The organism is Streptomyces sp. NPDC101237 (assembly GCF_044767465.1).
Classification (GTDB): domain Bacteria; phylum Actinomycetota; class Actinomycetes; order Streptomycetales; family Streptomycetaceae; genus Streptomyces; species Streptomyces gramineus.
In genome coordinates this window covers 218,180-243,052 of the sequence record NZ_JBIWNY010000009.1, presented here as the reverse complement: position 1 = coordinate 243,052, position 24,873 = coordinate 218,180, and the positions used below count along the sequence as shown (strand labels likewise).

Here is a 24,873-nt window from a genome sequence, read left to right as displayed (position 1 = left end):
GCCGCCTGGCGGGAGGGGACCGGGGGCCGCACGGCCGGCCCCCGGTCCCGCTCGTTCAGGGCCGGGCACCGGCCATGCGGATCACCTCGAAGGCCTCGCTGTGGCCGTGGCCCGCGCTGGTGACGGCCCGGTAGGACGCCAGCCCGCGCACCGCCTCGTCCCAGGCCGCGTGCCGCAGCTGGGAGCGGTAGCAGCGCATGGCCTCGACCTTCAGCTCGATCTGGTCGGTGACGTCCTCGGTGTACTGGGCCTCGCCGAGCGGGGCCCACACCTCGTAGCCGAGCACCAGGGACGGCGGCGGCGCGGGCGGCCCGGCCTCCTCGAAGAAGTCGGACTCCGCCATCCACAGCGACTCCAGGCCGAGCCGGTGCACGGCCCGGTGCTCCACGTCCCCGTCGTCACGGTGCGGCAGGTACACCCGGTCCGGGCGGACCTCGCGCAGCACCTTGACGACGGCGAGGTGCAGCCGCCGGTCGGCGGCGAAGTCACGGGACGGCTCGTCCAGCGTGATGCACCGCTTGACGCCGAGCACCCGGCAGGCGTCGGTGGTCTCCGCCGCGAACTCCTCGTCCCCGACGTCCCGGTCGGCGAGCCCGCGTTCGCGGCGGATGACGATGATCACGGTGACCTCGGCGCCGGACTGGGCCAGCTTGGCGATGGAGCCGCCGCAGCCGATGACCTCGTCGTCGGGGTGCGGGGCGATCACCAGGACCCGGGTCACCGGCCGGCTCCGCCCGGTGCCCCGTAGCCGGCCCAGCGCGCCCATTCCGCCGTGCGCGTCATGCCCTCGTCCAGGGTGGTCCGGGGCGCGGCCAGGAGGCGGGCGGCGAGCGCGGCGTCCACGCGGGCGGGGCTGGCGTAGAGCGCCTGCTCCCAGTCGGGCACGGCCCCGCCGGCCGGAGTGCCGGCCGGGGCGGGCAGGCCGCGGATGCCGCGCAGCCGGTCGAAGAACTCGCCCCAGCCGGGCTCGTCGGGGCCGCCCACGAGGAACTTCCGCCCCACGGCGGCGGGTTCGGCGAGCGCCGCCAGCACGGCGTCCACGACGTCGTCCACGTACACCGCGTTGCAGGCGCCGCCCGCACCGGTCACCGGCAGTTCCTCGAACTCCTCGGCCGGACGGGTCAGCTGGGCGACGGTCCACTGTCCGCCCCAGGGGCCGTAGACCACGCCGGGCTGGAGCACGACGGTCTCGGGGCCGTCGCCGTGCGCGGCGAGCACCAGCCGCTCGGCGGCGGCCTTCTGCTGCTCGTACTCGCGGTCACCGGCGTCCTCGCCGAGCGCCGGGGCGGTCTCGTCGAAGCGCGTCCGGCCGGAGGTGTCGTACACGTCGACGGTGCTGAGGTGCACCAGCCGCTCGACACCGGCGAGTTTGGCCGCGTCGAGCAGGTTCGCGGTCCCGTCGACGGTGGTGCGCCAGCGGTCCTCGACCTCGCCCTGCGACCCGAACGCGCAGTGCACGACGAGATCGCAGCCGTCCAGGGCCTTGCGCAGGCTCTGCGGGGCGTCCAGGTCGACGGCCTGGAAGGTGAGCCGCTCCTGCGGCAGCACGGAGAGCCGGGCGGCCCGGCCGTAGCCGCGCACCAGGGCACGGACCTCGGCCCCGGTGCCGAGCACCAGCCGCTCCACCACCCGTCCGCCGACGAACCCGCTGGCGCCGGTCACCGCGACGCGCCTGCCCGCGAAGTCGTTCATGCCATGCTCCTCGACGTCGTCCCGGTCAGCCAGGGCTGGGCCAGCGGGCGTCGCGCCGGCCCCGTGTAGCACTGCTCGATCAGCCGGGCGACCCGCAGGCCGTCCTCGGCGGTGGCGTGCGGCGCCACGTCCGCGCCGGAGCAGACCTCGGCGAAGTTGCGGAGCTGCTCGACGAAGAGGTCGTCCCACTCGTCCTGGGCAGGCGGCACGGCGCTCACGTCGCCGCGGTGCAGTTCCTCGCCGGAGGCGGTGATCAGGGTGCACTCGCCGGCCGGGAAGTCGGTGCCGACGCTCACCTCGGCGGCGGTACCGGTGACGACGCAGCTGATGCCGAGGGCGCGGACCCGGCTGAACTCCAGCACGGCCTCCACTCCCCCGATGCGCAGGGTGGCGACGGCGTCGGCCTCGACCCCGCCGAGGCTGTCGTCGACGTAGTCGACCACCTCGACGTCCGGGCCGAGCCACCACAGCAGGACGTCGAAGACGTGGGAGGCCGTGTCGGTGAGGACGCCGCCGCCGGCGAGAGCGCGGTCGAACATCGACCAGGAGACCGGCTCCCAGCTGTAGGGGTGGCCCTCGGTCCAGTGGACCCGGGTGACGGTGCCCAGGTCGCCGTTGCGGATGAGGTCGCGCACCCAGGCGTTGGCGGGGAACAGCCGCCGGGGGTGGGCCATCAGCAGGCGGGTGTCCGGGGTGGCGGCCGCGGCGGCGGCGAGGGCCTCGGCGTCCGCGGCGGAGGTCGCCATCGGCTTCTCCAGCAGCACGTGCCTGCCCCGGGCGAGCAGGTCGCCGGCGACGGCGGCGTGCGCGGTGTGCGGTACGGCGACGACGGCGGCGTCGAAGGCGTCGGCGGCCTCCTCCACCGTGCGGGCGATCAGCACGTCCTCGGCGGTGCCGCCCTGGTCCGCGTACCACGTGAGGGCGGCACGGGCCTGCTCCAGGTCCGGGTCGATCAGGGCGGTGAGCCGGATCTGCGGGACGTGCGGCAGCGCGGTCAGGTGACAGGACCGGGCGGCGGCTCCGCAGCCGACGACGGCCAGTCGCAGCGGTGGCATGGGCGGACTCCTCGGGTGTGGTCGTGGGTGGTGGGGCGGGTCAGGTGGCCGGGTGGAACACCCAGAAGTTGGGCTCCGCGTAGACGCCCTCGCCGTCGGCGGAGACCTCCAGCGGGGCGAGGGCGCCCGGTACGACGTGGCGGGCGGGGCCGGGCAGCGGGTGTCCGGCGATCTCCTCCCAGCGGGCGGCGGGCTGGCTGATCACCAGCGAGCGGTCGCAGGGGGCGAGCAGTTCGGCGCCGAGCGCGGCGTGGGTGGCCAGCCAGGGATCGAACGGTGTGCCGTCCGGCCGCCGCCAGCGGGCGTAGTCGGCCATCGGGACGAGCGGGTAGCGGGCTTTGCGGGTGGGGCGGACCGGGATGACGACGCCGCGCAGGCCCGCGGCCCGTGCCTCGTCCCGGGCCCGGGTCAGCAGCCGCTCGGCGAGGCCGCTGCCGCGCAGCCGGGCGCAGACGCTCACCGAGAGCATGCACAGCGCGTCCGGGCGGGCGGCGGGTCCGTCGAACGCGGAGACCAGGACGTCGTCGGAGCCCCCCGGGAGCCCGTCGACCGTGCCGTCCCAGGGGACCGGCAGGCCGTTGGCGGCGGCCACCAGCCGGCCGTCCTCGTCCAGGACGCAGAGCTGATGGGCGGGGTAGGTGTCGTAGAGCCGGTGCCAGCGCCAGTTGCCGGGCGACTCCCAGCTCATGAACGCGGGCATGTTGCCGGTGATCAGCCGGTCGACGTCCGGCTCCAGCTCCGGTGCCCCCTCCAGGCTGGTGACCGTGAGGGCCGGCAGGTCCGCCACGGCCGCCTCAGCCGATCAGGCGGTTGCCGGCGCTCGCCCGCATGGTGCGGGAGCGGCGCAGGTCATGGGTGACGTTGATGCGCTTGAGCCAGCGGTCGGTGCCGTCGTAGCGAGCGGTGAAGGGCACCCGTCCGTGGACCACGCGGTGGTTGTTGACGACCAGGCAGTCGCCCTGCTCCAGAGCGACCTCGCGCAGCCCGGAGTCGACGACCGCGATCAGGTTGTCGAGGGCGCGGCGGGCCTCCGGGTCGTCCTCGGGGACCTCCATGAAGTACGGGTCCAGCCGCAGGTACGGCTCCTGGCGCGGGCCGAACAGGGCGGCCACCGGGCGGCGTTCGTGGATCAGCCGCTCGATGGTGGCGAACCGCTCGACGTCGCCGCCGGAGGAGGCGGAGTTGTTCTTGGGCAGGTGCGACTCGTCGGGGGCGATGTGGAAGCGTTCCTCGAACAGCACCTCCACGTCGTCGTCGGACAGCACTCCGCCGGCGTAGGAGCCCACGGTGGTGGCGACCTGGTCGGGGTTGCGCAGGGAGGCCAGCACCAGATAGTCGCCGCGGTGCGGGTGGAAGGCGTCCTCGGTGTGCCAGGTCAGCAGCTCCTTGCTGCCGAGGCCGAGCTGGTCGTTCTCGTGGCTGCGGACGGGGAAGATGTCGTGCACCAGTCGGCCGTCCTGCTGGGTGGTCCAGCCGAACGGCTCGCCGAGCAGCGCCGCGTACAGCAGGACGAGCACCTCTTCGGGGAACTCCCGGTTGGGGCGGGGGCGGCCCCGCCAGTGTTCCGGGGTGGGGCCGATGCGGTCCTGGTCGAAGAGGTGCCCGCTGACCACGCAGTAGCCGGTGGGCTCGTCGATGGCGAAGGTGCGCAGGAAGCGCTGGGTGCGCACCGGGAGGTCCGCGGCGATCCGGGGCAGGTCGAGCAAAAGGGCCGGGTCGTCGTCGCCGGTGTAGCGCTCCGCGACGCGGATCGTGAGCTCGGCCGTCCGCCGGGCCTCGTCCGGGGTCAGCGGCAGGACGTGATCCACGGGAGGTGTGTCCATGACAGTTCAGTCCTTACGTACGGCCGGTGGAAACGGTGCCGGCACCGCGCGGGAGCGGGTCCGTGCCGAGGAGAGCCACTCGGCGAGCCGGCGCGGTGTCGGATGGTCGAAGACGGTCGTGGCCCGCAGCCCGGCGGTCCCGGGGAAGGCGGCGCGGAGTTCGGTGACCAGGCGCATGGCGAGGATCGACTGGCCGCCGCTGGCGAAGAAGTCGGCGTCGGGCTCCAGCGCGGGGTCGGCCAGCAGCACCCGGAAGTGCCGCAGCACGGCGTCGAGCGTGTCCGGCCCGCCCGGGTCCGGGCCGGGGGCGCCGGCGCCGCCGTCCGGCAGGCCGGTCGTGAGGTCCGGGTCCGGGTCCGCGGGCGCGGCCGCCCCGGCCGCGGCGGTCCCCTGCGCGGCGTTCGTCGCCTGCCCGGCGTTCGTCGCCTGCCCGGCGTTCGTCGCCTGCCCGGCGTTCGTCGCCTGCCCGGCGTTCGTCGCCTGCCCGGCGTTCGTCGCCTGCGCGGCGATCGTGGCCTGTGCGGTCAGGAGGGTCGCGGCGAGTGCGCGGCGGTCCACCTTGCCGTGGTCGTTCTTCGGCAGGGCCCCGGTCCAGAACAACTGCTGGGGCGCGGCCCAGCCGGGCAGTTCGGCGGTGACCCTGGCGAGCAGCCGGGCGCGCTGCCCCGCGGTGACCGGCAGCACGCCGTCCGCGGGCGCGGCCGGGCCCGCCGGGACCAGGCAGGCCAGCAGGGAACCACGGGTCCGGGCGTCCAGCAGGACGACGGCCTGGGCGACCGCGGGGTCGGCGGTCAGCAGCCGTTCCACCGAGGCCGGTTCGAGCCGGTGACCACGGATCTTGATCTGGTCGTCCGCCCGGCCGTGGAACTCCACGGCGCCGTCAGGCAGGATCCGCCCGAGGTCGCCGGTGGCGTACAGCCGCCCGCCGCCCGGCTCCGGGCCGGTGACGAACCGCCGTGCGGTCTGCTCCGGATCGCCGAGGTAGCCGGGGGCCAGTGAGGGCCCGCCGATGTGGATCTCCCCGACGGTGCCGGGCGTTACCGGTCGCCGGGCGGAGTCGCGCACGCTGACCTCGGCGTTGGCGAGGGGGGTGCCGATCGGCACCTCGGGGGCGTCGTCCGGCAGCGGCCCCTCGTACATGGTGGAGGTGACCGTGCACTCGGTCAGCCCGTAGACGTGCACGAGCGCGGCGCGCCCGGCGCGCTCCCAGCGCCGCCAGTCGTCGGGGTCCATGCGTTCGCCGCCGACCAGCACCCGGCGCAGCGAGGCGGGGGTGGTTCCGCCCCGGACGTCGAGCCAGTGCGCGTACTCGCGCCAGTACTGGGTGGAGAGCTCCACGGTGGTCACGCCGAGGGCGCCGAGGATGCCGTGCAGGTCCTCCGGGTCCGGTACGCCGGTGCCGGGACGGCAGACGACGGTCCCGCCGCGGGCGAGGACGGGGAACACCTCCTCCACGACCACGTCGAAGCCGAGGGAGGCCAGTTGGAGCCACCGGTCCTCTGGGCCGAGGCCCAGCCGGCCGGCGGCCGCCAGCGCGAAGCCGTGCAGCGCCTCCCGCCCGATGCCGACGGCCTTCGGCTCACCGGTGGACCCGGAGGTGAACATGGCGTAGGCGGGCCGGTCGCAGGCCGCCCCGCCGTCGTGGGCCGCGGAGGGCAGGCCGGCGGTCGGGGCGCTGTCGTCGTCGGGCGCCGACGCCGACTCGTGTGCCGAGGCGTCCAGTTGAGAGCCGAGATCGCACCAGGGCGGGGTGACGGTCCCGTGGGGCGCGGAGCCGCGGCCGGCGAGGAGGACGGCGTCGACGCGGGCGCAGCGGGCGGCGCGGGCCGCGTCGGGAAGGCCCTCCTCCAGGACGGCGAAGGCGGCGCCCGCGGCCAGCGTCCCCAGCATGGCCACGACGGCGTCCATCGGGGCGAGCCCGTGGAGCATCACGTACCGGCCAGGACCCGCCCCGGCGGCGGTCAGCCGGCCGGCCACGGCCCGCGCGGCCGCGTCGAGCTGACGGTACGTCATGGTGCGGTGCCCGTCGGTGAGCGCCGGGCGGCCGCCGTGCGCGGCCCGCACCTCGCGCCAGAGCCGGGACAGGGCATCGGGCCCGCCCGCCGTGCCGGACGCCGCCATCACCGGCCGCCCCGGGCGTGCAGGAAGGCGGAGAGCGTGTCCAGGCCGTCGGTGAACTCGCCCTGGTCACCGCCGAATCCCAGCCGTACCGCGCCCTCGCGGCCGAAGGCGGTGCCCGGGACCAGCAAGGTGCCGTACTCCTCCAGGAGTTCGCCGCAGAACCGCTCGGAGTCGGTGACGCCGGGCAGCTCCAGCAGGCAGCAGACCCCGCCGCTCGGCGGCGTCCAGTCGACCAGGCCCCGGTGGTCGGCGACCCACTTCCCCAGCACGGTCAGATTGGCGCGGGCCTCGGCCCGGCGGGGGGCGATCAGCGCGTCCGCGGAGCGCATCGCGGCGGTGGCCACCGCCTCCACCAGCGGCGAGAGGAAGAGAGTGGTGCGGTCGCGCACGGTGAAACTGCGTTCGATCAGTTCCTCGGGCGCCGCGCACCACCCGACGCGCAGGCCGGGCAGGCCGAACGCCTTGGAGAAGGTGCCGTAGCTGACCGTCAGCGGATGCCGGGTGCCGGGGTCGGGCAGCGGCGGCCCGTCCCAGCTCATCTCGGCCGTCGCCGCGTCCCAGACCAGGACCGCGCCGATCTCCTCGACCCGGTCGAGCAGCCTGCGGTAGGCGGTGTCGGTGAGGGTGACGCCCGTGGGGTTGTGCGGGAAATTGACGATCACCGCCCGGGTGTCCACGGGGAGCGCCCGCTCCAGGGCCCGCGGATCGGTGTCGGCGGCGGTGAACACGTCCAGCGGCACGGGGTGCAGGACGCAGCCGGCCGCCCGCGGGTAGTGGGCGAGCGAGTGGTAGAGCATGTCGGGCAGTACCACCCGGTCGCCGGGCCCGAGCAGCGTCTCCAGGGTCAGGGCGATCGCCTCGCTGGAGCCGTGGGTGACCATGACCCGGTCGGCTCCGCCGGGGAGGTAGCGGTCGGCGATGGCCCGGCGCAGGTCGGGCGAGCCCTGCGAGGTGCTGTCGTCGACGAGGATGCCGTCGAGGTCGGTCGCCTGGAGTCCGGTCAGCCGACGCAGCTCGGCGTAGGTGTAGGGGTGCACTCCGCTGGAGCTGATGTCCCGCTCGGCCCGGTCGAGCCTGCGCCGGTACCACTCCTCCAGTACCGGAGGCTCCACCTGGCGCGATGCGTTGAATTCAATTCGAGTCCGTGACACGAAGAAAACCTCATGGGATAAGGGCTCGTGGAAATCGGTGAACGGCGAGTCCGGGCACCGACAATGCGCCTCGGATCGGCGGGGAGGAAATCGGTGACGACTGCGCCAATTACATCAACAAGTACGTGGCAGTCACAAGTAACGCGAGTACGTGACAGGAGTGCCGCCGCCTCCGGCCACCGGCGCTCGCCGACCAAGTCACGAATTTCTGCACGTGGTTGGGGTGCCCTCGGTCGGCCGGTGGGCTGCCGGGACCGCCGGAGGCCGGCCGGGCCACCCGACGGCGGCCGCTTTCGTGCTCCCCGCGCCGAGGCACTAGTGACCTGTCGAGTTTCCCATGGCACTATTACCGCCATGCGCCCAAAAATTCCGGCCGACAGCATTCTGCGGCTGGGCGATTTCCGTCAGATCTTTCTCGCGGACAGCATCAGTCAATTCGGCACGCAGATCCTGACGCTGGCCCTGCCGCTGGTGGCGGTGGTCAGTCTGGACGCCTCCCCGCTGGAGGTGGGGGCCCTGTCGGCCGCCGAGTCGCTGCCCTACCTGCTGGCGAGCGTCCCGGCCGGCGTGTGGGCGGACCGGGTGCGCAAGCGCCCGCTGCTGCTGGCCACGGACGTCGCCCGCGCCGCACTGCTGCTGTGGATCCCGATCGCCTGGTGGACCGGCCTGCTCACGGCCGCCCAGCTCATCGCCGTGGCCTTCGCGTTCGGCCTGCTCACCGTCTTCTTCGAGGTGGGGTACGCGAGTTACGTGCCCTCGCTGGTGCCCCGGGAGCGGCTGATCGACGCGAACACGCGGCTCCAGGTGGTCCAGTCGGTGGCCCAGGCCGCGGGGCCGGGGCTCGGCGGCGCCCTGGTGCAGGCGCTGGCGGCGCCGGTGGCCGTCCTGGTGTCCGTCGGCGGCTATCTGTGGTCGGCGGTCTGCGTGCTGCTGGTGCGGGGGCGCGAGCCGCTGCCCGGCCACGCCGACGGGAAGCCCGTCTCGTGGCGGAAGGACGCCGCCGAGGGACTGCGCGCGGTCCTGGACGACGTCCTGTTGCGGCGCACCTCCCTCAGCACCGCCTGCTTCAACCTCTTCTGGGCCGTGGGCACTCCGATGATCCCCGTCCTGCTCGCCCGTGACCTGGGCCTGAGCGCGGGCGTCATCGGTCTGCTGCTGACCTTCGAGGGCATCGGCGGCCTCCTCGGCGGGGTGCTCGCGGCCAGGGCCGCGCGCCGGCTGGGACACGGGCCGGCGATCTGGACGGCCACCCTGGTGGCGGGCGCGGGCTTCACCATGGTGCCGCTGGTGGACACCGGGTGGCGGCTCTCCCTGGTCAGCGTGGGCCTGTTCGTCTCCTCGGCGGGCATGGTCGTCTACAACGTCATCGTCGTCACCTTCCGCCAGTCCATCACCCCGGACCGGCTGCTCGGCCGGGTCAGCGCCTTCAACCGGCTGCTGGTGTGGAGCACCCTGCCGCTGGGCGCGGTCCTCGGCGGACTCCTCGGCCAACTCCTGGGCGCCCGGACCACCTTGTGGATCGCGGGCCTCGCGACGACCCTGTCGTTCCTGTGGATCTACTGCTCGCCGCTGCGCACCCTGCGCGACATCCCCGAGGACTACGTCCTGGGCGGCTCGCTGACCGGCACCGCGCGGCGGGACGCGGACGGCCCCGGCGAGAGCGACAGCGTGTCCGTCCCGGGAGCCGGTGACCCCGGCGGGAGCGCGTCCGTCCCGGGAACCGGTGGTGCGGGCGACGACCGGACGGCCTCCGCGTGACGGCCGCCGAGGCGCGCGAGGTGCTCGCCGCCGCCCTGGAGTCGGCCGCCTCCCGCGGACTGTCCCTGCGTCCGGGGACGGCGGTCCTCAACGACGCGGGCTGGGACTTCCGGGTGGTCGAGGTCGAGGACACCGAGGGCGCGGACTGGATCCTGCGGCTGCCCCGCCGCAGCCGCAGCGCCGACCGGATCGCCGTGGAGGCGGCCGTCCTCGCGGCGGTCGGGCCCGCGCTGCCGGTGGCCGTGCCGCGCTGGGAGCACGCCGACCGCGCGTTCATCGCGTACCGCCGCCTCGGGGGCGCCCCCGCCGGGTACGAGGACCCGGCCGGCCTGCGCTACGAGTGGCACCCCGCGGCGGGCGGCGGGCGGCCCGGCACCGGGTACGTGACCTCGCTCGCGGCGACCCTCGCCGCCCTGCACCGGGTGCCGGTGGAGGAGGCCGTGGACGCGGGCGTCCCGCCGCGCGAACCGCACCTGGCGCGGGAGGATCTGGCCCGGACGCTCACGGACGCCCGGACCGCGGTGCCGCTTCCCGAACGCTGGTACGCGCACTGGCGGTCCTGGCTGGACGACGACCGGCACTGGACCCACCAGGCGCGGCTCACGCACGGCGACATGCATCCGGGGCACACCCTCGTCGGCCCCGGCTCGGACGCGGTGACCGGGGTCCTGGACTGGACGAACGCCGCCTTCGACGATCCGGCGGCGGACTTCGTCGACCCGTACCTGGCGGGCGGCCGCCCGTTGCTCGACCGGCTGCTGTCGGCGTACCGGCGCGGCGGCGGCACCGTCCAGCCGGGCCTGCGCGAACGTGTGTTTCTGCGGGCGTCGTTCCGCTGGGCCCACGTGGGGCTGCTGGGCGTGCGGACCGGCCGTCCCGCGTTCACTACCGTGGCCCGGGAACGGCTCGCCGCCCCGCCCCCGGAGTCCGGCACCCCGCCGGACCCGGCGATCCACCCCGCCCCGGACACCCCCGCCCTGCCCTGAGCGCCCCGTACCCCGGTTCCACCCGACCGAGAAGGAGAACGAAGCGATGACCCCGACGGACGACGTGCACGCCCAGGCCCTGAAGCTGGCCCGCACCTACCTTGGCCAGGAGGACCTGGACGGCGGCTGGTTCGAGCTGGGCGGATCCTCACTGGACGCGGCCCGCCTGGTCAGCTCCCTGGAGCACGACCACGGCTGGGAGATCGCCCTCCAGGACCTGCTGACCGCCCCGTCGGTCGCCGGCCTGCTCGCCGCCCCGGCCGCGGCCGACGCCCCCGAGGCTCCCGACGCGGCGGACGCCCCTTCGCCGTCGCCGGTCGCCGCGGCGGCCGGCGCCCCGTCCACGGGCGGCGCGGACGTGCTGTGGCCGGCGCTGGCGCGGCTGTCCTCGAGCGAGCGGCTGGCCCTGGCCCACCGGCTGCTCGGGGACGTGCTGCGCGAGTCCGGCGAACCGCGCTGACCGGTACGGCCCCGGTCAGGGCGCGCCGGTGAGGAAATCCAGCAGCGCGCCGTTCACCTCGGCGGGCCGCTCCAGGTACCCGTAGTGCCCGCAGTCCGCGATCTCGGCGTAGCGCGCCGCGGGCAGGGCCGCGGCGACCTCGCGGCACAGCCACGGGGGCACGATCAGATCGTGCTCGAAGCCGAGCACGAGGACCGGGACGGCCACCCGGCCGAGCGCGGCGAGCCGGTCCGCAGGCTCGCCGTCGGCCGGGACCGGCACCGGGGCCGTCCCGGCGCGCTCGGCCGCCTCGAACAGGTCGAGCCAGTCGAGCAGTTCGTCCTCGCGCCGCCAGGTGGCGGGTGACAGGTTGAGCACGGCGCGCTGCCACGCCGCGTAGCGCGGCGGCAGCCGCGTCCCGGCGGCGGCCAGCTCCCGTTCGGCGTCGGCCATCGCCCTGCCGGACAGGTCCCCGCGGCCCCGCGCGGCCATCAGCACCGCCCCGGTCACCAGGCCGGGCCGGGCGAGCAGCAGTTCCTGCACCACCTCGGCCCCGGAGGAGACGCCGACGGCCCGGCATCGAGGGAGGTCCAACTCCGCCAGGACATCGAGCAGTTCGACGGCGGCCGCGTGCGGGTCCGGCGCCGTCGGCGGATTCCCGAGCGGCCTCCGGTCGAAGGTGAGCACCCGGAAACCGGCCGCGCGCAGCGCGGGCACCTGGTGCAGGTCCCAGACCCGCCCGGAGGCCCCGCCGCCCGCCACGAGCAGCACGGGGTCCCCCTCGCCCTCGTCCCGTACGTCGAACTCGGCGCCCGCCACCCGCACTGTGCGCACATGCCCTCCTCGCAGTCGGTCCCGGCGCGGACGGCAGGAGCACTCCGGCCGCCGCACGGCCGCCATGCTAGGGCGGCGCAGGTCAGCGGTCGGGTGGTGTGGTCCGCATGGGTCACCGCTTGGCACGTTTGTCCCGGTCTGCTCAGTCCTCCTCTTCTTGCACGACAGCTTGATGACCCGGCTTCGCACCCCGCCGGCCCCCGCTCCCGAGCAAGGATTTCCTCCCGGAGGGCCTGGCCCGGCGGGTACGGCTCTCCGGGCATCGCTCGGGATCCCCTCTCCCGACCCGCCCCGCACCGGACCGCGCACCACCACCGCGCGATCCGGCGATATCGGAGTCGGCTACCCGCCTCACGACCAGGAGGGCTGCAAGCGAATGGACCACGCTGTCACCGCCCCGGCCGCGCCACTGAGCCGACGGGAGCGACAGGTGCTGGTGCACATGGCGGACGGGCTGACGTACGACGCGATAGCCCAGCGCATGGCACTCAGCCGCCACACCGTGGACACCTACATCCGCCGCATCCGGGCGAAGACCGGCGCGCGCAACCGCATGCAGTTGCTGCTGTGTGCCCTGCCCCTGATGACAGGCTCGCTCACTGCGGAAACCGAGCCGGCCCACCGCGACTGAACAGCGCACGAAGCACGACGTACGGGCAACGAAGCACGATTACAGGAGATTCGGTGATGAAGCGTCTGATCTGCGCACGGCGTGTCCGGTTCTGTGCGGCGGTCACCGCCCTTGCGGCCTTCGGGTTCATGGGGGTCGCCCAGTACACGGGGCCCGCGCGGGCGTCGTCCGTGACGACGGCCGACTGCGTGCCGCAGTTCCGCTGCGACGACACGTCCTGGGGCGGCTGAGCCCCGCCACCACGGCCCACCGGCCCGGTCACGCCGCGGACTCCCCCGCCGCGGCGCGACCGGGCCTTCGCCGTTCCCGCACCGGATCGGACCGGACGGAGCAGGGGCCTGCGGACACTCCCGACGTCCGGGCCGCCCCTCACGGGCTGACGCAAGCCGACCCCGCAGCGCACATGACCTTCAGTGCCCCAAGGTCGATACTGAGGGACAGGACGCCCGCCCCTACGTCAGAGAGACCTCACGCCCACTGATGGATCGTCAACCAGGTCGGCAATGGGTCGGCATCAGCACCGCCGGAGCCCGCCTTCCAGCGCCTGCGACCGCCAAGATCGAAAACCTGCCCTATCCAGTCTGAGCAGGAAAAATGCCAGTCAGGGACCTAACTGCTAGCCTGTGAGGGAGAGAGCCGTGAAGATGTTGATCAACGTCCCGGAAACCGTGGTGGCGGATGCGCTGCGGGGTATGGCGGCCGCCCATCCGGACCTCGCCGTCGATGTGGAGAACCGGCTGATCGTACGGCGGGACGCTCCCGTCGCCGGGCAGGTCGGACTCGTCTCGGGCGGCGGTTCCGGGCACGAGCCGCTGCACGGCGGATTCGTCGGCCCCGGCATGCTGTCGGCGGCGTGCCCCGGTGAGGTGTTCACCTCTCCCGTCCCGGACCAGATGGCCCGCGCCGCGGCGGCCGTGGACAGCGGGGCCGGTGTCCTGTTCATCGTGAAGAACTACACGGGCGACGTGCTCAACTTCGACATGGCCGCCGAACTCGCCGAGGACGAGGGCGTCCAGGTCGCCAAGGTGCTCGTCAACGACGACGTGGCCGTCACCGACAGCCTGTACACCGCCGGCCGGCGCGGCACCGGCGCCACCCTGTTCGTGGAGAAGATCGCCGGTGCGGCCGCGGCGGAGGGCCGGCCGCTGGAGCGGGTGGAGGCCATCGGCCGCCAGGTGAACGAGAACTCCCGCAGCTTCGGTGTGGCGCTCAGCGCCTGCACCACCCCGGCCAAGGGCACCCCGACCTTCGATCTTCCGGCGGGCGAACTGGAGTTGGGCATCGGCATCCACGGCGAGCCGGGCCGGGAACGCCGGCCCATGATGACCTCCGGCGAGATCGCGGAGTTCGCGGTCGACGCCGTCCTGGAGGACATGCCGCCGCGCAACCCGGTGCTCGTCCTGGTCAACGGCATGGGCGCGACCCCGCTCCTGGAGCTGTACGGCTTCAACGCCGAGGTCCAGCGCGTGCTCGCCGAGCGCGGCGTCACCGTCGCCCGCACCCTGGTCGGCAACTACGTCACCTCCCTGGACATGGCCGGCGCCTCCATCACCCTCTGCCAGGTCGACGAGGAACTGCTGCGGCTGTGGGACGCCCCGGTCAAGACGCCGGCCCTGCGCTGGGGCATGTGAGCGAGAGACCGCAGGCACCCCCGCCCGTACCGCACAGCAAGGAGATCCCGTGCTAGACGCCGACTTCTTCCGCCGCTGGATGGCGGCGACCGCTTCCTCCGTGGACCGCGAGGCGGAGCGGCTCACCGCCCTCGACTCCCCCATCGGGGACGCCGACCACGGCAGCAACCTCCAACGCGGGTTCAAGGCGGTGGTGGCCGCGCTGGAGAAGGACCCGCCCGACACCCCGGGTGCCGTGCTGACCCTCGCCGGGAGCCGGCTGATATCCACGGTCGGCGGCGCGTCGGGGCCGCTGTACGGCACGCTGCTGCGCAGCACCGGCAAGGCGCTCGGCGACGCGGCCGAGGTCAGCGAGGCCGAGTTCGCCCAGGCGCTGCGGGCAGGCGTGGACAAGGTCATGGCGCTCGGCGGAGCCGCGCCCGGCGACAAGACGATGATCGACGCCCTGGTGCCCGCGGTGGACGCGCTCGGCGACGGTTTCACCGCCGCGCGGGCCGCCGCCGAGGAGGGCGCCCTGGCGACCACCCCGCTGCAGGCCCGCAAGGGCCGGGCCAGCTACCTCGGGGAGCGCAGCATCGGTCACCAGGACCCCGGCGCCACCTCGTCGGCGCTGCTCGTCGCGGCACTGGAGGAGGCGGCCGATGAGTGACGACAAGCTGGTCGGAATCGTGCTGGTGTCGCACAGCGCGGAGGTCGCCGCCTCCGTCGCGGAACTGGCCAGGGGCCTCGCGGGCGGCGGCACCGCGGTACCGCTCGCCGCCGCCGGCGGCACCGAGGGCGGTGGGCTCGGCACCAGCGCCGAACTGATCGCGGGTGCCGCCGCGTCGGTGGACCGGGGCGCGGGCGTCGCCGTCCTCACCGACCTCGGCAGCGCGGTGCTCACGGTGAAGGCGCTGCTCGCCGAGGGCGATGAACTCCCGGCCGGTACGCGCCTGGTGGACGCCCCGTTCGTCGAGGGCGCGGTCGCCGCGGTCGTGACGGCGTCCACCGGAGCGGACCTGGACGCCGTGGCGGCGGCCGCCGCGGACGCGTACTCCTACCGGAAGGTCTAGAAGGTTCCCGGCGCGGTCCGGGCGGCGCGGCCGACTCCCGGCCGCACCGCCCGGCCCGGCCACGGGCCGGGCCTGACTCCCCGCGGCGCGCGGGAGTCCGGCCCGCCGGCCTGGGCCGGACACGCCCTGGGAGAGGCCGTCCGCCACGAGCGTGAGGGACGCGTGCAGGGCCGTGGCGAGTTCGGCCGCGCCGTGGCCAGGTCCGTCGTGTACGGCGACCGGCGGGCCGGGCGGTACCACGGCCGGGATCCGGGTCGACCCGTCCGACCATGCGTACGGGCCGGGCGTGCTCGGCCCGTACTTCGGCGACGTCGGCCAGGTCCTGGGACCCCAGGGCCAGGCGGCCGCGATCGTCCTCCGGGCCTCGGACCCGGCCCGCGGCCGCAACGGCACGGCCCTGCCGGTGGACGACGGCTGGGCGGCCCTGCGGCCCCGGCGCGGCCGGTCAGCCGCCCGCGGTGAACAGCGCGGCCAGCCGCTCCCCTTCCGACTCCGCCGCGTCCTGGTCCTCGATGGGCTTGACAACGGTGTCCTTGAAGACGATGTAGGTGACGCCGGACGGGACCCCGCCGGCGCGCGGGTCGGGGTTCACGCCCAGCCCCTTCGCCGTGGCGTACGAGGCCTCGCCGATGATGTCGCTGGGTCCGGTGTCGCCGACGACGGCGTACTGCACCCGGTCCTTGTAGATCACCGCGGCGACCGCGCCGCCCCGGATGCCGGACGCCCGGTAGTCCCAGCGGCTGCTGGGCCCCGGCACGACGACGTAGGGCAGCTTCTCGGCGTTGAGATGGCGGCCGTCGGACTGCTGGAAGGCGGTGGCGGCGGAGAACGCCGGGTCGGCGGCGCGGTTGCAGTGGGCGGTGACCTGGCCGTCGCAGTCGATGTCCAGGTCGGCCTCCCAGAAGACGGCCTGGTCGGTGCCGCACACGGGGACGGTGGCGGCGGTTCCGGCGTCGGTGCGGTAGCGGCCCTTGGAGATCTCGGTGCAGTCCCGAACCCGGGCCAGCAGGTCGGGGGCGGCGATCCGGTGCCGTGCTCCGGGGGCGGTGAGCGAGGCGGCGGAGGTGGGCAGGGTGGTCGGGGCGAGCAGGGCGGCGCCGGCGGTGGCCAGCGTCAGCGTCTGGAGACGCACGATGAAGGACCCTCTCCGTGGGGGACATGGAGTCAACCGGTCCAATGTGGTGGGGGCGGGGCGGCCGGGCCAGGAAGAGGGGGCCCTACAGGGCCGATCGGAGCAACGAACTGACACTCCGTGAGATTCCGTCAGGGGCCGGGGCGCCCGGCCGGTGCCGGCCCGGTCGCCCCGGCCACCCGCGTCGGCGCGGGATCAGCGACGACAGCGTTCCGCGCCACGGGCGCGAACTGCCCCTGTGACGCGGGCAGTTCGGCCGTAGAGCCCTCAGCATACGTAACTCTCCCCCGCTGTCCGCAATACGGCCCCCTTGATGTCGGCATCCCGGCGGGTCATATTGGTCCGGACCTTTCTCGTGCTGCCGTCACCGGGAGGCGGAACCGTGCGCCGAGTCGTCGTCCTGGTCTGCGCACTGCTGCTCCTGACGTCCTGCGGCTGGGGCGAGGCCGCCGACGGCGACAGCGGCCGGCTGCCCGGCGCCCCGACCGGGGTCACCGCGGCGGCGGGGAGCGCGACGAGCGTGCACGTCATGTGGAACGCGTTGCCCGCCGGCTCCGGGATCCGCGGGTACGAGGTGTATCGCGGCACCACGAAGGTGGGTGACGTGCCGGATTCGCAGCACATGGTGGACGTCACCAGGCTCAGGCCGTCCACCGCGTACGCGTTCACCGTCCGGGCGCGGGGCGACGACGGCAGCCTCGGCCCGCCCAGCCGGGCGGTGCGGGCGACCACTCCGGCGATGGTCGCGGCGGACCGCTCGGCCCCGACCCGGCCGGCGCGTCCGAACGGCCGGGTGGTGGGCAGCCGTGCGGTGCGGCTGTCCTGGGACGCGGCGAAGGACGACCGGGCGGTGGTGTCGTACGACATCTTCCAGGGCGGCGCGAAGATCCACAGCGTGGGCGGCGACCAGACCGCGACCGTCGTCACGGGGCTGCGGCCCGGCACGCGCTACGTGTTCACCGTCCGCGCCCGGGACGCGGCCGACAACCTCTCGCCGGCCGCCGCGCCGGTACGCCTGACCACGCCGGGCAGCGACGACGGGCACGACACCGCGCCGACCGGGTTCACGGCCGGGTGGCACGAGGAGGGCGGGGCGTACTACCTCGACCTGGCCTGGGATCCGCCGCGCACGGACGGGGTGATCACGGAGTACCGGATCCGGCTCGACGGCGGTACGACGACCTCGCTGGTCTGGGGCGGCACCCCGCCGACCGGTCACTCGACCTACAGCTTCTACGTGGGGCGGGACCCCGGTGTGAGGCACCAGGTGCGGCTGCGGGCGCGGCTGCCGGACGGGACGTGGGGCGGCTGGTCGGTCGAGCGGGCGGTCACGACGGGTGAGTGAGCCGCATCCCGGGCTGGGCCGGAAGCGGGATTGCGTCACCTGGACAGCCGCCCCCGGGTGCGGCGCGGCCCGCCGCCGCATTGGCTGAACTCCGAGGCAGCACGGGAGTCTCCCGATCCTCGGCGGCGCAAGGGACGTTCCGCCTACCGTGCCGCCGGAGGGCAGCCACATGCGCAACTCACGACTTCTCCTCCGCTCCGGCCTGACCCTGGCGGCCGCCGCCGCGCTCCCGACCTGGCTCGCCGGCCCGTCCGCTGCGGTCACGGGCATCTCGGTGAGCACCACCGGCACCACGGTCTCGGTGGTCACCAGCGCCTGCACGCAGAGCGGCGGCAGCTGGGGCAACGCCTCGCTGCTCAACAGCGGCCAGACCGCCTTCGCGCAGGGGCGGCAGGCGGCTCTCGCGGGCACCACGGTGAGCCAGTCCGCCGCCTGGTCGGGCGTGTCGCCGGGCACCTACACGGTGGTCGTCGTCTGCTCCAACGGCGGTACGGCGGGAACCCAGTCGGTGATCGTCTCGTCGGCCCCGTCCGTCCCCGCGCCGCCGACCACCTCGACCACGACCAGGACGGCGGCGCCCGCGCGGGGCGTGGCGGGCGGCCTGGGCGGTGCAGCCCGCGACTACGGCCCGCTCACGCTGGGCGTCGGCGCGGCCCTGGTCGGCGCGGGCGTCATCGCCACCGGCTGGTACCTGCGCAAGCGGTCCAAGCCGTACCGGTTCTGAACGCCGTTCAGCGCTCGGGCAGTTCGCCGAACTCCCGCACGGCCTGGTCGAGCCATCGCGTCCAGAAGGACTCCAGGTCGATGCCGGCCCGCAGCACCAGGTGCCGCAGCCGGTCCTCGGGGGCGTCCTTGCCGGGCGGGAAGTCGCGCCGCTCGATCTCCTCGTACTCGGCCAACTGCCGTCGGTGCAGCTCCAGATGGCGGCGCAGATCGGCTTCGAGTCCCGCGGTGCCGACCACCGCGGCCGCCCGCAGCCGCAGCAGCAGCGTGTCCCGCTGCGGCTTGGGGTCCTGTGCGGCGGCCGTCCAGCGGGCCAGTTCGGCGCGGCCCGCGGGCAGCACCTCGTAGCTCTTGCGCTGCCCGCGGGCCGGCTGCTCGGCCGGCAGGGCGCGGATGTGGCCCTCCGCCTCCAGCCTGCCCAGTTCGCGGTAGATCTGCTGGTGCGTGGCCGACCAGAAGTAGCCGATCGACCGGTCGAACCTGCGGGTCAGCTCCAGCCCCGACGACGGCTTTTCCAGCAGGGCGGTGAGGATCGCGTGCGGGAGTGACATGCGCTCATCCTAGGGACGGTCCTACAGGGCGGCCGCCAGCTCGGTGCCCTGCTTGACGGCCCGCTTGGCGTCCAGTTCGGCGGCGACGTCGGCGCCCCCGATCACGTGCGCGCTGCGGCCGGCGGCGACCAGCTCCTCGTACAGGCCCCGGCGCGGCTCCTGTCCGGTGCACAGCACCACGGTGTCGACCTCCAGGACGGTGCTCTCCCCGTCGACCGTGACGTGCAGCCCGGCGTCGTCGATCAGGTCGTAGCGCACGCCCGGGACCATGGTGACGCCCCGGTGCTTGAGTTCGGCGCGGTGGATCCAGCCGGTCGTCTTGCCGAGACCCGCGCCGACCTTGCCGGTCCGGCGCTGGAGCAGGTGGACGGTGCGCGGGGGCGCGGGGCGCTCGGGGGCGGCGAGGCCGCCGGGGGTCCGGTAGTCCGTGTCGACGCCCCAGTGCCTGAAGTACGTCGCCGGGTCCTCGCTCGCCTTGTCGCCGCCGTCGGTGAGGAACTCGGCGACGTCGAAGCCGATGCCTCCGGCACCGAGGATGGCGACGCGGTCGCCGACGGGGGCCTCGTCGCGCAGCACGTCGAGGTAGCCGAGGACGCGCGGGTGGTCGACGCCGGGGATGTCGGGGGTGCGCGGGGTGACGCCGGTGGCGACCACGACCTCGTCGTAGTCGGTGACGTCGTCGGCCCCGACGGTCGTGTTCAGGCGTACGTCCACGCCGTGGGCGTCGAGCTGGTGGCGGAAGTAGCGCAGGGTCTCGTCGAACTCCTGCTTGCCGGGGATCTTGCGGGCCACGTTGAGCTGGCCGCCGATCTCGGCCGCGGCGTCGAACAGGGTGACCTGGTGGCCGCGTTCGGCGGCGGAGACGGCGCAGGCGAGGCCGGCCGGTCCCGCGCCGACGACCGCGACGCGCTTGCGCAGCCGGGTCGGGGTGAGGACCAGTTCGGTCTCGTGGCAGGCGCGCGGGTTGACCAGGCAGGAGGTGATCCTGCCGCTGAAGGTGTGGTCGAGGCAGGCCTGGTTGCAGCCGATGCAGGTGTTGATGGCCTCCGGTGTGCCGGCCGCGGCCTTCGCGACGAAGTCGGGGTCGGCGAGCATCGGGCGGGCCACGGAGACCATGTCGGCGGTGCCGTCGGCGAGCAGTTCCTCGGCCAGTTCCGGGGTGTTGATGCGGTTGGTGGTGACCAGCGGGACGGAGACCTCGCCCATCAGCCGCTTGGTGACCCAGGTGTAGGCGCCGCGCGGGACCGAGGTGGCGATGGTGGGGATGCGGGCCTCGTGCCAGCCGATGCCGGTGTTGATGAGGGTCGCACCGGCGGCCTCGACGGCCTTGGCGAGGGTGATCACCTCGTCCAGGGAGGAACCGCCGGGGACCAGGTCCAGCATGGAGAGCCGGTAGACGATGATGAAGTCCGTGCCGACGGTCTCACGCACCCGCCGGACGATCTCGACGGGGAACCGCATGCGGTTCTCGTACGTCCCGCCCCAGCGGTCGGTGCGGTGGTTGGTCCGGGCCGCGACGAACTCGTTGACGAGGTAGCCCTCGGAGCCCATGATCTCGACGCCGTCGTAGCCGGCCCGGTGGGCCAGGCGGGCGGTGCGGACGTAGTCGTCGATGGTCCGCTCGACGTCCTGGTCGGAGAGTTCCCGGGGCGCGTAGGGGCTGATCGGGGCCTGGAGCGGGCTGGGGGCGACGAGGTCCTGGTGGTAGGCGTAGCGGCCGAAGTGCAGGATCTGCAGCGCGATCCGGCCTCCCTCGCGGTGCACGGCGTCGGTGACGGTGCGGTGCTGGGCGGCCTCGTCCTCCGTGGTGAGCTTGGCGCCGCCCTCGTAGGGCCGGCCCTCCTCGTTGGGTGCGATGCCGCCGGTGACGATGAGGCCGACCCCGCCGCGGGCCCGGGCCGCGTAGAACTCCGCCATCCGCTCGAAGCCGCGCTCGACCTCCTCCAGGCCCACGTGCATGGAGCCCATGAGCACGCGGTTGGGAAGGGTGGTGAAGCCCAGGTCGAGGGGTTTCAGCAGATGCGGGTAACGGCTCATCGGAACCTCCGTGCGCGGTGTCTTCAGAGCAGTTCTAGAGGACCGCGCACGGATTGTGCAACTAGTTGCACAAAGGCTCCGGGGGAACGTGTCTCAGATCACCGGTCCCCGGCTTTCGAGCAGGACGTGCAGTTCCTTCTCCTGGTCGCCGGAGGCGGAGGAGAGGTTGCGCACCGCGAACAGGGAGTCGAGGGTCGTACGGAGCCGGTCGATGGCCCAGTAGCCGCCCTGCGCGTCGGCCTCGACGGAGGCCGTGAGCCGCGGCGGCGGCGTGCACTCGCGGGCGTCGGTGACCTCGAACGTGCCCAGCCACACCATGGGGCGGCTCTCGTGGAGCTGCTGGGGCACGTCCTCGGCCTCGCGGTCGGACTCGAAGCACTGGGACAGCGCGTCGAACACGATCCGGGCGTCTTCCTTGCTGCATCCGCTGATCTCGAGCGAGACGGGTTCCTCGTGCAGTCGCTCAGGGCCCATGGCGATCGCTCCTCTCATGGTGACGGCGCGATCACCCGGGTTCCCCCGCGAACCGCGCCATGCCAACAGAAAAGCACCGATTTCCGGGTGGTGCATCACCCGGCGCACCGCCGGTGCGCCGGGTGGCCGGAGCGTCGGCCGCGCGTGGTCCCGGGCGTCAGCCGCGCGTGAACTTGTACGTCTTGCTGTCCGTGAGGACGCAGAAGCCGGGCGACATCACGATGACGCGCAGGGTGCCGGTGCGCCGGTCGTAGTCGATGCCCTCGGCCTCGAAGGTGCCCGAGCAGGAGCTGCGCAGCGGCAGCTGGCGCAGCGCGGTGACGTGACCGCTGACGTCGGCCGTGCCGGGCCGCGCGGACAGGTCGACCTGCAGGAGCGGCTTGGTGAGGCCGAAGAGGCTGCCGTCCGGGTCGTCCGAGGAGCACAGGAGCGTGGTCGGGCCGGAGAAGTCGCAGCCCTGGACGTCGCGCACGGCGTGATCGAGGGTGACGACGGAGGCCAGCGGGAGGTTCGCGGACGGCGAGGTGGACTTGTTGACGCCCGGCGTGGGGAGAACCAGGAACCGGGTCATCGTGCCGTACTCGCCCGAGAGCATGTACTGGCCGTCGGGCGAGATCGCGTCCCAGGAGTTGTTGAGGGCCTCGCCCGCGGCGAGCGTGTGCACGTACTCGGACCAGGCACCGCCGGGGGCCTGCACGCGGTACATCTTGGTGGTGCCGGAGTCGGCCTGGTACGGCTCGACGTAGTAGCCGTCGTAAGACTCGTCGGGGTCGCCGACGTGGTTCCAGCCACGGCTGGAGACGCCCAGGGGGATGGTGCCGATGCCGGTGTAGCGGTTGGCGCTGCCCGCGGGCACCTCGACGGAGGTCAGGCCCTGGCTCTCGGTGAGCGGGTCGGCGCGGTCGGAGCCGGTCTCGGTCCAGGTGTCGGCGGCGGCCGCCGGGCCTGCCGAGAGGGCGAGGGCCGCGGCGAGGGCGGTCAGGACGGTCAGGCCTGCGTGACAACGTTGCCGGGGGGACGCGGGCATGGGGCCTACTCCTCGGTCGGGGGGGTGGGTGGCTGCTGCGGCGGCCAGTCTGGCGTGCACCTGACAGGCCTGTACAGACCGGCGACGGAACGCGAAGGTGAACTCACGCCCCTCCGCTCCGGCGGACCCCTCGCCGTACGGATACCGCCGCGGTGCGAGATGGTGGAGAGGTCGGCGGCGTCGGAGAGTCGGGTGTGAGCGCGAAAGAGCAAGGGGAGTCGGCACAGGGGCCGGCGTACCGTGCGCGGGTTCGGAGGCGGTGCGTGGGATGAGTCCACCCGAGACGTCGGAGGCCGGCGGCGTGGAGCCGGTGCGCGGGCCGGTGCGGCCGGGCGGCCTGCTCGACGTGCTCGGCATGGCCTCGGTCGTCCTGGACGCCAAGGGACGCATCGTGCTGTGGAGCCCCCAGGCCGAGGAGCTGTTCGGCTACTCGGCCCCCGAGGCGCTCGGGCAGTACGCGGCACGGCTGATGGTGGACGAACGCCACATCGAACTGGTCGGCAAGCTGTTCGCGGACGTCATGCGCACCGGGCGGAGCTGGGCGGGCGGTTTCCCGATCCTCCACAAGGACGGCACCACCCATGTGGTGGAGTTCCGCAACATGCGGCTCACTGACGACAACGGCGACGTGTTCGCGCTCGGCCTGGCCGCCGACCAGTCGACGGTGCGCCGGCTGGAGCAGGACGTGGCGCTGTCCGAGCGGATCGTGAAGCAGTCGCCGATCGGGCTGGCCGTCCTCGACACGCGGCTGCGGTTCGTCTCGGTCAACCCGGCGCTGGAGCGGCTCAACGGGGTTCCGGCCGAGGAGCACCTGGGACGGACGCTCCGCGAGGTCCTGCCGCACCTGGACACGGACGCCCTGGAGTCGGCGTACCTGCGGGTGCTGCGGACCGGCGAGCCGGTGATCGACCGGTCCGTGGTGAGCAGGACGCCGGCCGCCCCCGACGAGGAGCACATCTGGTCCCTGTCGGTCTACCGGCTGGAGGACGCGCTGGACAACGTCCTCGGCGTGGCGACCTCGGTCGTGGACATCACCGAGCCCTACCGGGCCGGCGTCGAGGCCGAGAACGCCCGCCGGCGCCTGGCCGTGATCGCGGACGCCTCGGTCCGGATCGGCACCACCCTCGACCTGGAGCGGACCGCCGCGGAGCTGGCCGACGTGGCCGTGCCGGACCTGGCCGACGTGGCGGCCGTGGACCTGCTGGACACGGTGGTCGAGGGCCGGCGCAGCACACTCGGCCCGGCCGAACCGGCCGTCCTGCGGGCGCTGGCCGTGCGCGCGGAGCAGGAGGCCTACGCGGTGCAGGCGGCCGACATGCCGGGCACGGTCACCCGGTACGCCCCGGACCGGCTGGTCACCGAGTGCGTACGCACCGGCGAGGCGGTCCTCGTGCGGCAGGTCGGGGAGGCGGACCTCCCGCGCATCGCCCGCTCCCCCGAGGCCGCCGCGCTGCTGCGCCGGGCCGGGCTGCACTCGTACCTGGCCGTGCCGCTGATCGCGCGCGGCGAGGTCCTGGGCGCCCTCGACCTCAAGCGGACCCGCAATCCGGCGCCCTTCGACGACGACGATCTGCTGCTGGCCCGGGAACTGGCCTCCCGCGCCGCCGTGCAGATCGACAACGCCCGCTGGTACCAGAACGCCCGCACCAACGCGCTGACCCTGCAGCGCAGCATGCTGCCTGCGCACGACCGCGTCACCAACGGCCTGGAGGTGGCCTCCCGCTACCAGCCGGCCGGCGCCACCGTCGAGGTGGGCGGCGACTGGTTCGACGTGATCCCGCTGGACGGCGGACGCACCGCCCTGGTGGTCGGCGACGTGATGGGCAGCGGCATCAACGCGGCGGCGACGATGGGGCGGCTGCGCACCGCGACCAACACGCTGGCCTCCCTCGGTCTGGACCCGGCCGTCCTCCTCGACCACCTGGAGAAGACCACCTCGGGTCTCGACCAGTCCATCGCGACCTGCGTGTACGCCGTGCACGACCCGCGGCGGGGGCAGTTCCGGATCGCCAACGCCGGCCATCTGCCGCCGGTCCGGGTCCGGCCCGGCAGGCCGCCTGAACTGCTCGACCTGCCCACCGGGGTCCCGCTGGGCGTGGGCGGGATCCCGTTCTCCACCACGACCGTCGGCTTCGAGCCCGGCGACGAGCTGGTGCTCTACACCGACGGCCTGGTGGAGACCCGCAGCCACTCGCTGGACGAACGGCTGGACGCGCTGCTGGCCCTCCTGGACGGCCCCGCCCGCCCACTGGAGGAGGTCTGCGACCTGCTGCTGCGGGAGCTGCACCACCCCGACAACCACGACGACGTGGCCGTGCTCATCGCCCGGGCCCAGGAACCCTCGCGGTAGCGCGTACCGGCTCAGCGGTGCCGCGCACCGGTTCACAGGAACCAGTTACCGGCTCCTTAAC

The 24,873-nt window shown here is 74.0% G+C and carries 24 protein-coding genes; 11 read left to right on the top strand and 13 right to left on the bottom strand.

What is annotated here, in order from left to right; all coding sequences use genetic code 11:
* Positions 1 to 55 precede the first annotated feature (55 nt).
* The 7 genes from ACIRQ9_RS17020 to vioD are packed head-to-tail and all read right to left on the bottom strand — an operon-like array spanning position 56 to position 7,803.
* Positions 56 to 721 carry a PIG-L deacetylase family protein gene (locus ACIRQ9_RS17020; RefSeq protein WP_404173104.1) on the bottom strand — a complete coding sequence of 222 codons (666 nt, stop codon included), beginning with the start codon at positions 719 to 721 and terminating at the stop codon, positions 56 to 58.
* Entirely contained in the window at positions 718 to 1,692 is a 975-nt protein-coding gene (locus tag ACIRQ9_RS17015; protein WP_404173101.1) for an NAD-dependent epimerase/dehydratase family protein, read from the bottom strand. Before ACIRQ9_RS17015 ends, ACIRQ9_RS17020 begins: the two co-directional genes overlap by 4 nt.
* Entirely contained in the window at positions 1,689 to 2,747 is a 1,059-nt protein-coding gene (locus ACIRQ9_RS17010) for a Gfo/Idh/MocA family protein (protein ID WP_404173098.1), read from the bottom strand. Before ACIRQ9_RS17010 ends, ACIRQ9_RS17015 begins: the two co-directional genes overlap by 4 nt.
* Before the next feature lie 40 nt (positions 2,748 to 2,787).
* On the bottom strand, positions 2,788 to 3,534 hold the full coding sequence (locus ACIRQ9_RS17005; protein ID WP_404173095.1) for a GNAT family N-acetyltransferase: 747 nt from the start codon (positions 3,532 to 3,534) through the stop codon (positions 2,788 to 2,790).
* Between the two features lie 7 nt (positions 3,535 to 3,541).
* Entirely contained in the window at positions 3,542 to 4,570 is a 1,029-nt protein-coding gene (gene vioC / locus ACIRQ9_RS17000) for an arginine beta-hydroxylase, Fe(II)/alpha-ketoglutarate-dependent (RefSeq protein ID WP_404173092.1), read from the bottom strand.
* A 6-nt stretch (positions 4,571 to 4,576) separates the two neighbouring features.
* On the bottom strand, positions 4,577 to 6,691 hold the full coding sequence (locus tag ACIRQ9_RS16995) for an amino acid adenylation domain-containing protein (RefSeq protein WP_404173089.1): 2,115 nt from the start codon (positions 6,689 to 6,691) through the stop codon (positions 4,577 to 4,579).
* Positions 6,691 to 7,803: a capreomycidine synthase gene (gene vioD / locus ACIRQ9_RS16990; RefSeq protein WP_404173086.1), complete on the bottom strand. Its 1,113-nt coding sequence runs from the start codon at positions 7,801 to 7,803 to the stop codon at positions 6,691 to 6,693. Before vioD ends, ACIRQ9_RS16995 begins: the two co-directional genes overlap by 1 nt.
* Before the next feature lie 393 nt (positions 7,804 to 8,196).
* Here vioD and ACIRQ9_RS16985 point away from each other — a divergent pair, with 393 nt between their 5' ends.
* The 3 genes from ACIRQ9_RS16985 to ACIRQ9_RS16975 are packed head-to-tail and all read left to right on the top strand — an operon-like array spanning position 8,197 to position 11,046.
* The gene (locus ACIRQ9_RS16985; protein WP_404173083.1) at positions 8,197 to 9,600 is read left to right on the top strand and encodes an MFS transporter; all 1,404 of its coding nucleotides are present in this window, start codon (positions 8,197 to 8,199) and stop codon (positions 9,598 to 9,600) included.
* A complete protein-coding gene (locus ACIRQ9_RS16980) occupies positions 9,597 to 10,586 on the top strand; it encodes a phosphotransferase (RefSeq protein ID WP_404173080.1) in 990 nt (329 codons plus the stop codon). Before ACIRQ9_RS16985 ends, ACIRQ9_RS16980 begins: the two co-directional genes overlap by 4 nt.
* Positions 10,587 to 10,632: 46 nt before the next feature.
* Positions 10,633 to 11,046, top strand: coding sequence for a phosphopantetheine-binding protein (locus ACIRQ9_RS16975; protein ID WP_404173077.1), 414 nt, complete (start codon positions 10,633 to 10,635; stop codon positions 11,044 to 11,046).
* A gap of 15 nt (positions 11,047 to 11,061) precedes the next feature.
* On the opposite strand, the gene ACIRQ9_RS16970 is transcribed toward ACIRQ9_RS16975, so the two are convergent.
* The gene (locus ACIRQ9_RS16970) at positions 11,062 to 11,859 is read right to left on the bottom strand and encodes an alpha/beta fold hydrolase (protein WP_404173075.1); all 798 of its coding nucleotides are present in this window, start codon (positions 11,857 to 11,859) and stop codon (positions 11,062 to 11,064) included.
* A gap of 376 nt (positions 11,860 to 12,235) precedes the next feature.
* Between ACIRQ9_RS16970 and ACIRQ9_RS16965 the strand changes: the two genes are divergently transcribed.
* From ACIRQ9_RS16965 to ACIRQ9_RS16945, 5 genes are all read left to right on the top strand, one after another.
* A complete protein-coding gene (locus ACIRQ9_RS16965; protein ID WP_404173072.1) occupies positions 12,236 to 12,490 on the top strand; it encodes a response regulator transcription factor in 255 nt (84 codons plus the stop codon).
* Between the two features lie 56 nt (positions 12,491 to 12,546).
* Positions 12,547 to 12,720, top strand: coding sequence for a hypothetical protein (locus tag ACIRQ9_RS16960; RefSeq protein ID WP_404173069.1), 174 nt, complete (start codon positions 12,547 to 12,549; stop codon positions 12,718 to 12,720).
* A gap of 408 nt (positions 12,721 to 13,128) precedes the next feature.
* Positions 13,129 to 14,121: a dihydroxyacetone kinase subunit DhaK gene (dhaK, locus tag ACIRQ9_RS16955; protein WP_404173066.1), complete on the top strand. Its 993-nt coding sequence runs from the start codon at positions 13,129 to 13,131 to the stop codon at positions 14,119 to 14,121.
* A gap of 49 nt (positions 14,122 to 14,170) precedes the next feature.
* Positions 14,171 to 14,770 carry a dihydroxyacetone kinase subunit DhaL gene (dhaL, locus tag ACIRQ9_RS16950; RefSeq protein WP_404173063.1) on the top strand — a complete coding sequence of 200 codons (600 nt, stop codon included), beginning with the start codon at positions 14,171 to 14,173 and terminating at the stop codon, positions 14,768 to 14,770.
* A complete protein-coding gene (locus tag ACIRQ9_RS16945) occupies positions 14,763 to 15,173 on the top strand; it encodes a PTS-dependent dihydroxyacetone kinase phosphotransferase subunit DhaM (RefSeq protein WP_404173060.1) in 411 nt (136 codons plus the stop codon). Before dhaL ends, ACIRQ9_RS16945 begins: the two co-directional genes overlap by 8 nt.
* Before the next feature lie 445 nt (positions 15,174 to 15,618).
* Here the strand turns inward: ACIRQ9_RS16945 and ACIRQ9_RS16940 are convergent, their stop codons facing one another.
* Positions 15,619 to 16,305 (bottom strand): glycoside hydrolase family 75 protein, encoded by a 687-nt coding sequence (locus ACIRQ9_RS16940; protein WP_404173057.1) that lies wholly within the window; start codon positions 16,303 to 16,305, stop codon positions 15,619 to 15,621.
* Between the two features lie 382 nt (positions 16,306 to 16,687).
* Here ACIRQ9_RS16940 and ACIRQ9_RS16935 point away from each other — a divergent pair, with 382 nt between their 5' ends.
* Entirely contained in the window at positions 16,688 to 17,650 is a 963-nt protein-coding gene (locus ACIRQ9_RS16935; protein WP_404173054.1) for a fibronectin type III domain-containing protein, read from the top strand.
* Between the two features lie 169 nt (positions 17,651 to 17,819).
* Positions 17,820 to 18,374, top strand: a complete 555-nt coding sequence (locus tag ACIRQ9_RS16930) for a hypothetical protein (RefSeq protein ID WP_404173051.1) — start codon at positions 17,820 to 17,822, stop codon at positions 18,372 to 18,374.
* A 7-nt stretch (positions 18,375 to 18,381) separates the two neighbouring features.
* On the opposite strand, the gene ACIRQ9_RS16925 is transcribed toward ACIRQ9_RS16930, so the two are convergent.
* From ACIRQ9_RS16925 to ACIRQ9_RS16910, 4 genes are all read right to left on the bottom strand, one after another.
* Positions 18,382 to 18,924 (bottom strand): PadR family transcriptional regulator, encoded by a 543-nt coding sequence (locus ACIRQ9_RS16925; protein WP_404173048.1) that lies wholly within the window; start codon positions 18,922 to 18,924, stop codon positions 18,382 to 18,384.
* Positions 18,925 to 18,945: 21 nt separating this feature from the next.
* Positions 18,946 to 20,961 (bottom strand): FAD-dependent oxidoreductase, encoded by a 2,016-nt coding sequence (locus ACIRQ9_RS16920; RefSeq protein WP_404173045.1) that lies wholly within the window; start codon positions 20,959 to 20,961, stop codon positions 18,946 to 18,948.
* A 93-nt stretch (positions 20,962 to 21,054) separates the two neighbouring features.
* Positions 21,055 to 21,435: a hypothetical protein gene (locus ACIRQ9_RS16915; protein WP_404173042.1), complete on the bottom strand. Its 381-nt coding sequence runs from the start codon at positions 21,433 to 21,435 to the stop codon at positions 21,055 to 21,057.
* Between the two features lie 157 nt (positions 21,436 to 21,592).
* On the bottom strand, positions 21,593 to 22,462 hold the full coding sequence (locus tag ACIRQ9_RS16910) for a hypothetical protein (protein ID WP_404173039.1): 870 nt from the start codon (positions 22,460 to 22,462) through the stop codon (positions 21,593 to 21,595).
* A gap of 268 nt (positions 22,463 to 22,730) precedes the next feature.
* Between ACIRQ9_RS16910 and ACIRQ9_RS16905 the strand changes: the two genes are divergently transcribed.
* Positions 22,731 to 24,812: a SpoIIE family protein phosphatase gene (locus tag ACIRQ9_RS16905; protein ID WP_404173036.1), complete on the top strand. Its 2,082-nt coding sequence runs from the start codon at positions 22,731 to 22,733 to the stop codon at positions 24,810 to 24,812.
* The last annotated feature ends 61 nt before the right edge of the window (positions 24,813 to 24,873 follow it).

Excerpts from the sequence above, each read along its gene's own strand:
- ACIRQ9_RS17015 (WP_404173101.1), bottom strand. The coding sequence starts at position 1,692 with ATGAACGACTTCGCGGGCAGGCGCGTCGCGGTGACCGGCGCCAGCGGG.
- ACIRQ9_RS17010 (WP_404173098.1), bottom strand. The coding sequence starts at position 2,747 with ATGCCACCGCTGCGACTGGCCGTCGTCGGCTGCGGAGCCGCCGCCCGG.
- vioC (WP_404173092.1), bottom strand. The coding sequence starts at position 4,570 with ATGGACACACCTCCCGTGGATCACGTCCTGCCGCTGACCCCGGACGAG.
- ACIRQ9_RS16995 (WP_404173089.1), bottom strand. The coding sequence starts at position 6,691 with ATGGCGGCGTCCGGCACGGCGGGCGGGCCCGATGCCCTGTCCCGGCTC.
- ACIRQ9_RS16985 (WP_404173083.1), top strand. The coding sequence starts at position 8,197 with ATGCGCCCAAAAATTCCGGCCGACAGCATTCTGCGGCTGGGCGATTTC.
- ACIRQ9_RS16975 (WP_404173077.1), top strand. The coding sequence starts at position 10,633 with ATGACCCCGACGGACGACGTGCACGCCCAGGCCCTGAAGCTGGCCCGC.
- ACIRQ9_RS16965 (WP_404173072.1), top strand. The coding sequence starts at position 12,236 with ATGGACCACGCTGTCACCGCCCCGGCCGCGCCACTGAGCCGACGGGAG.
- ACIRQ9_RS16960 (WP_404173069.1), top strand. The coding sequence starts at position 12,547 with ATGAAGCGTCTGATCTGCGCACGGCGTGTCCGGTTCTGTGCGGCGGTC.
- ACIRQ9_RS16945 (WP_404173060.1), top strand. The coding sequence starts at position 14,763 with ATGAGTGACGACAAGCTGGTCGGAATCGTGCTGGTGTCGCACAGCGCG.
- ACIRQ9_RS16930 (WP_404173051.1), top strand. The coding sequence starts at position 17,820 with ATGCGCAACTCACGACTTCTCCTCCGCTCCGGCCTGACCCTGGCGGCC.
- ACIRQ9_RS16925 (WP_404173048.1), bottom strand. The coding sequence starts at position 18,924 with ATGTCACTCCCGCACGCGATCCTCACCGCCCTGCTGGAAAAGCCGTCG.
- ACIRQ9_RS16920 (WP_404173045.1), bottom strand. The coding sequence starts at position 20,961 with ATGAGCCGTTACCCGCATCTGCTGAAACCCCTCGACCTGGGCTTCACC.
- ACIRQ9_RS16915 (WP_404173042.1), bottom strand. The coding sequence starts at position 21,435 with ATGGGCCCTGAGCGACTGCACGAGGAACCCGTCTCGCTCGAGATCAGC.
- ACIRQ9_RS16910 (WP_404173039.1), bottom strand. The coding sequence starts at position 22,462 with ATGCCCGCGTCCCCCCGGCAACGTTGTCACGCAGGCCTGACCGTCCTG.
- ACIRQ9_RS16905 (WP_404173036.1), top strand. The coding sequence starts at position 22,731 with ATGAGTCCACCCGAGACGTCGGAGGCCGGCGGCGTGGAGCCGGTGCGC.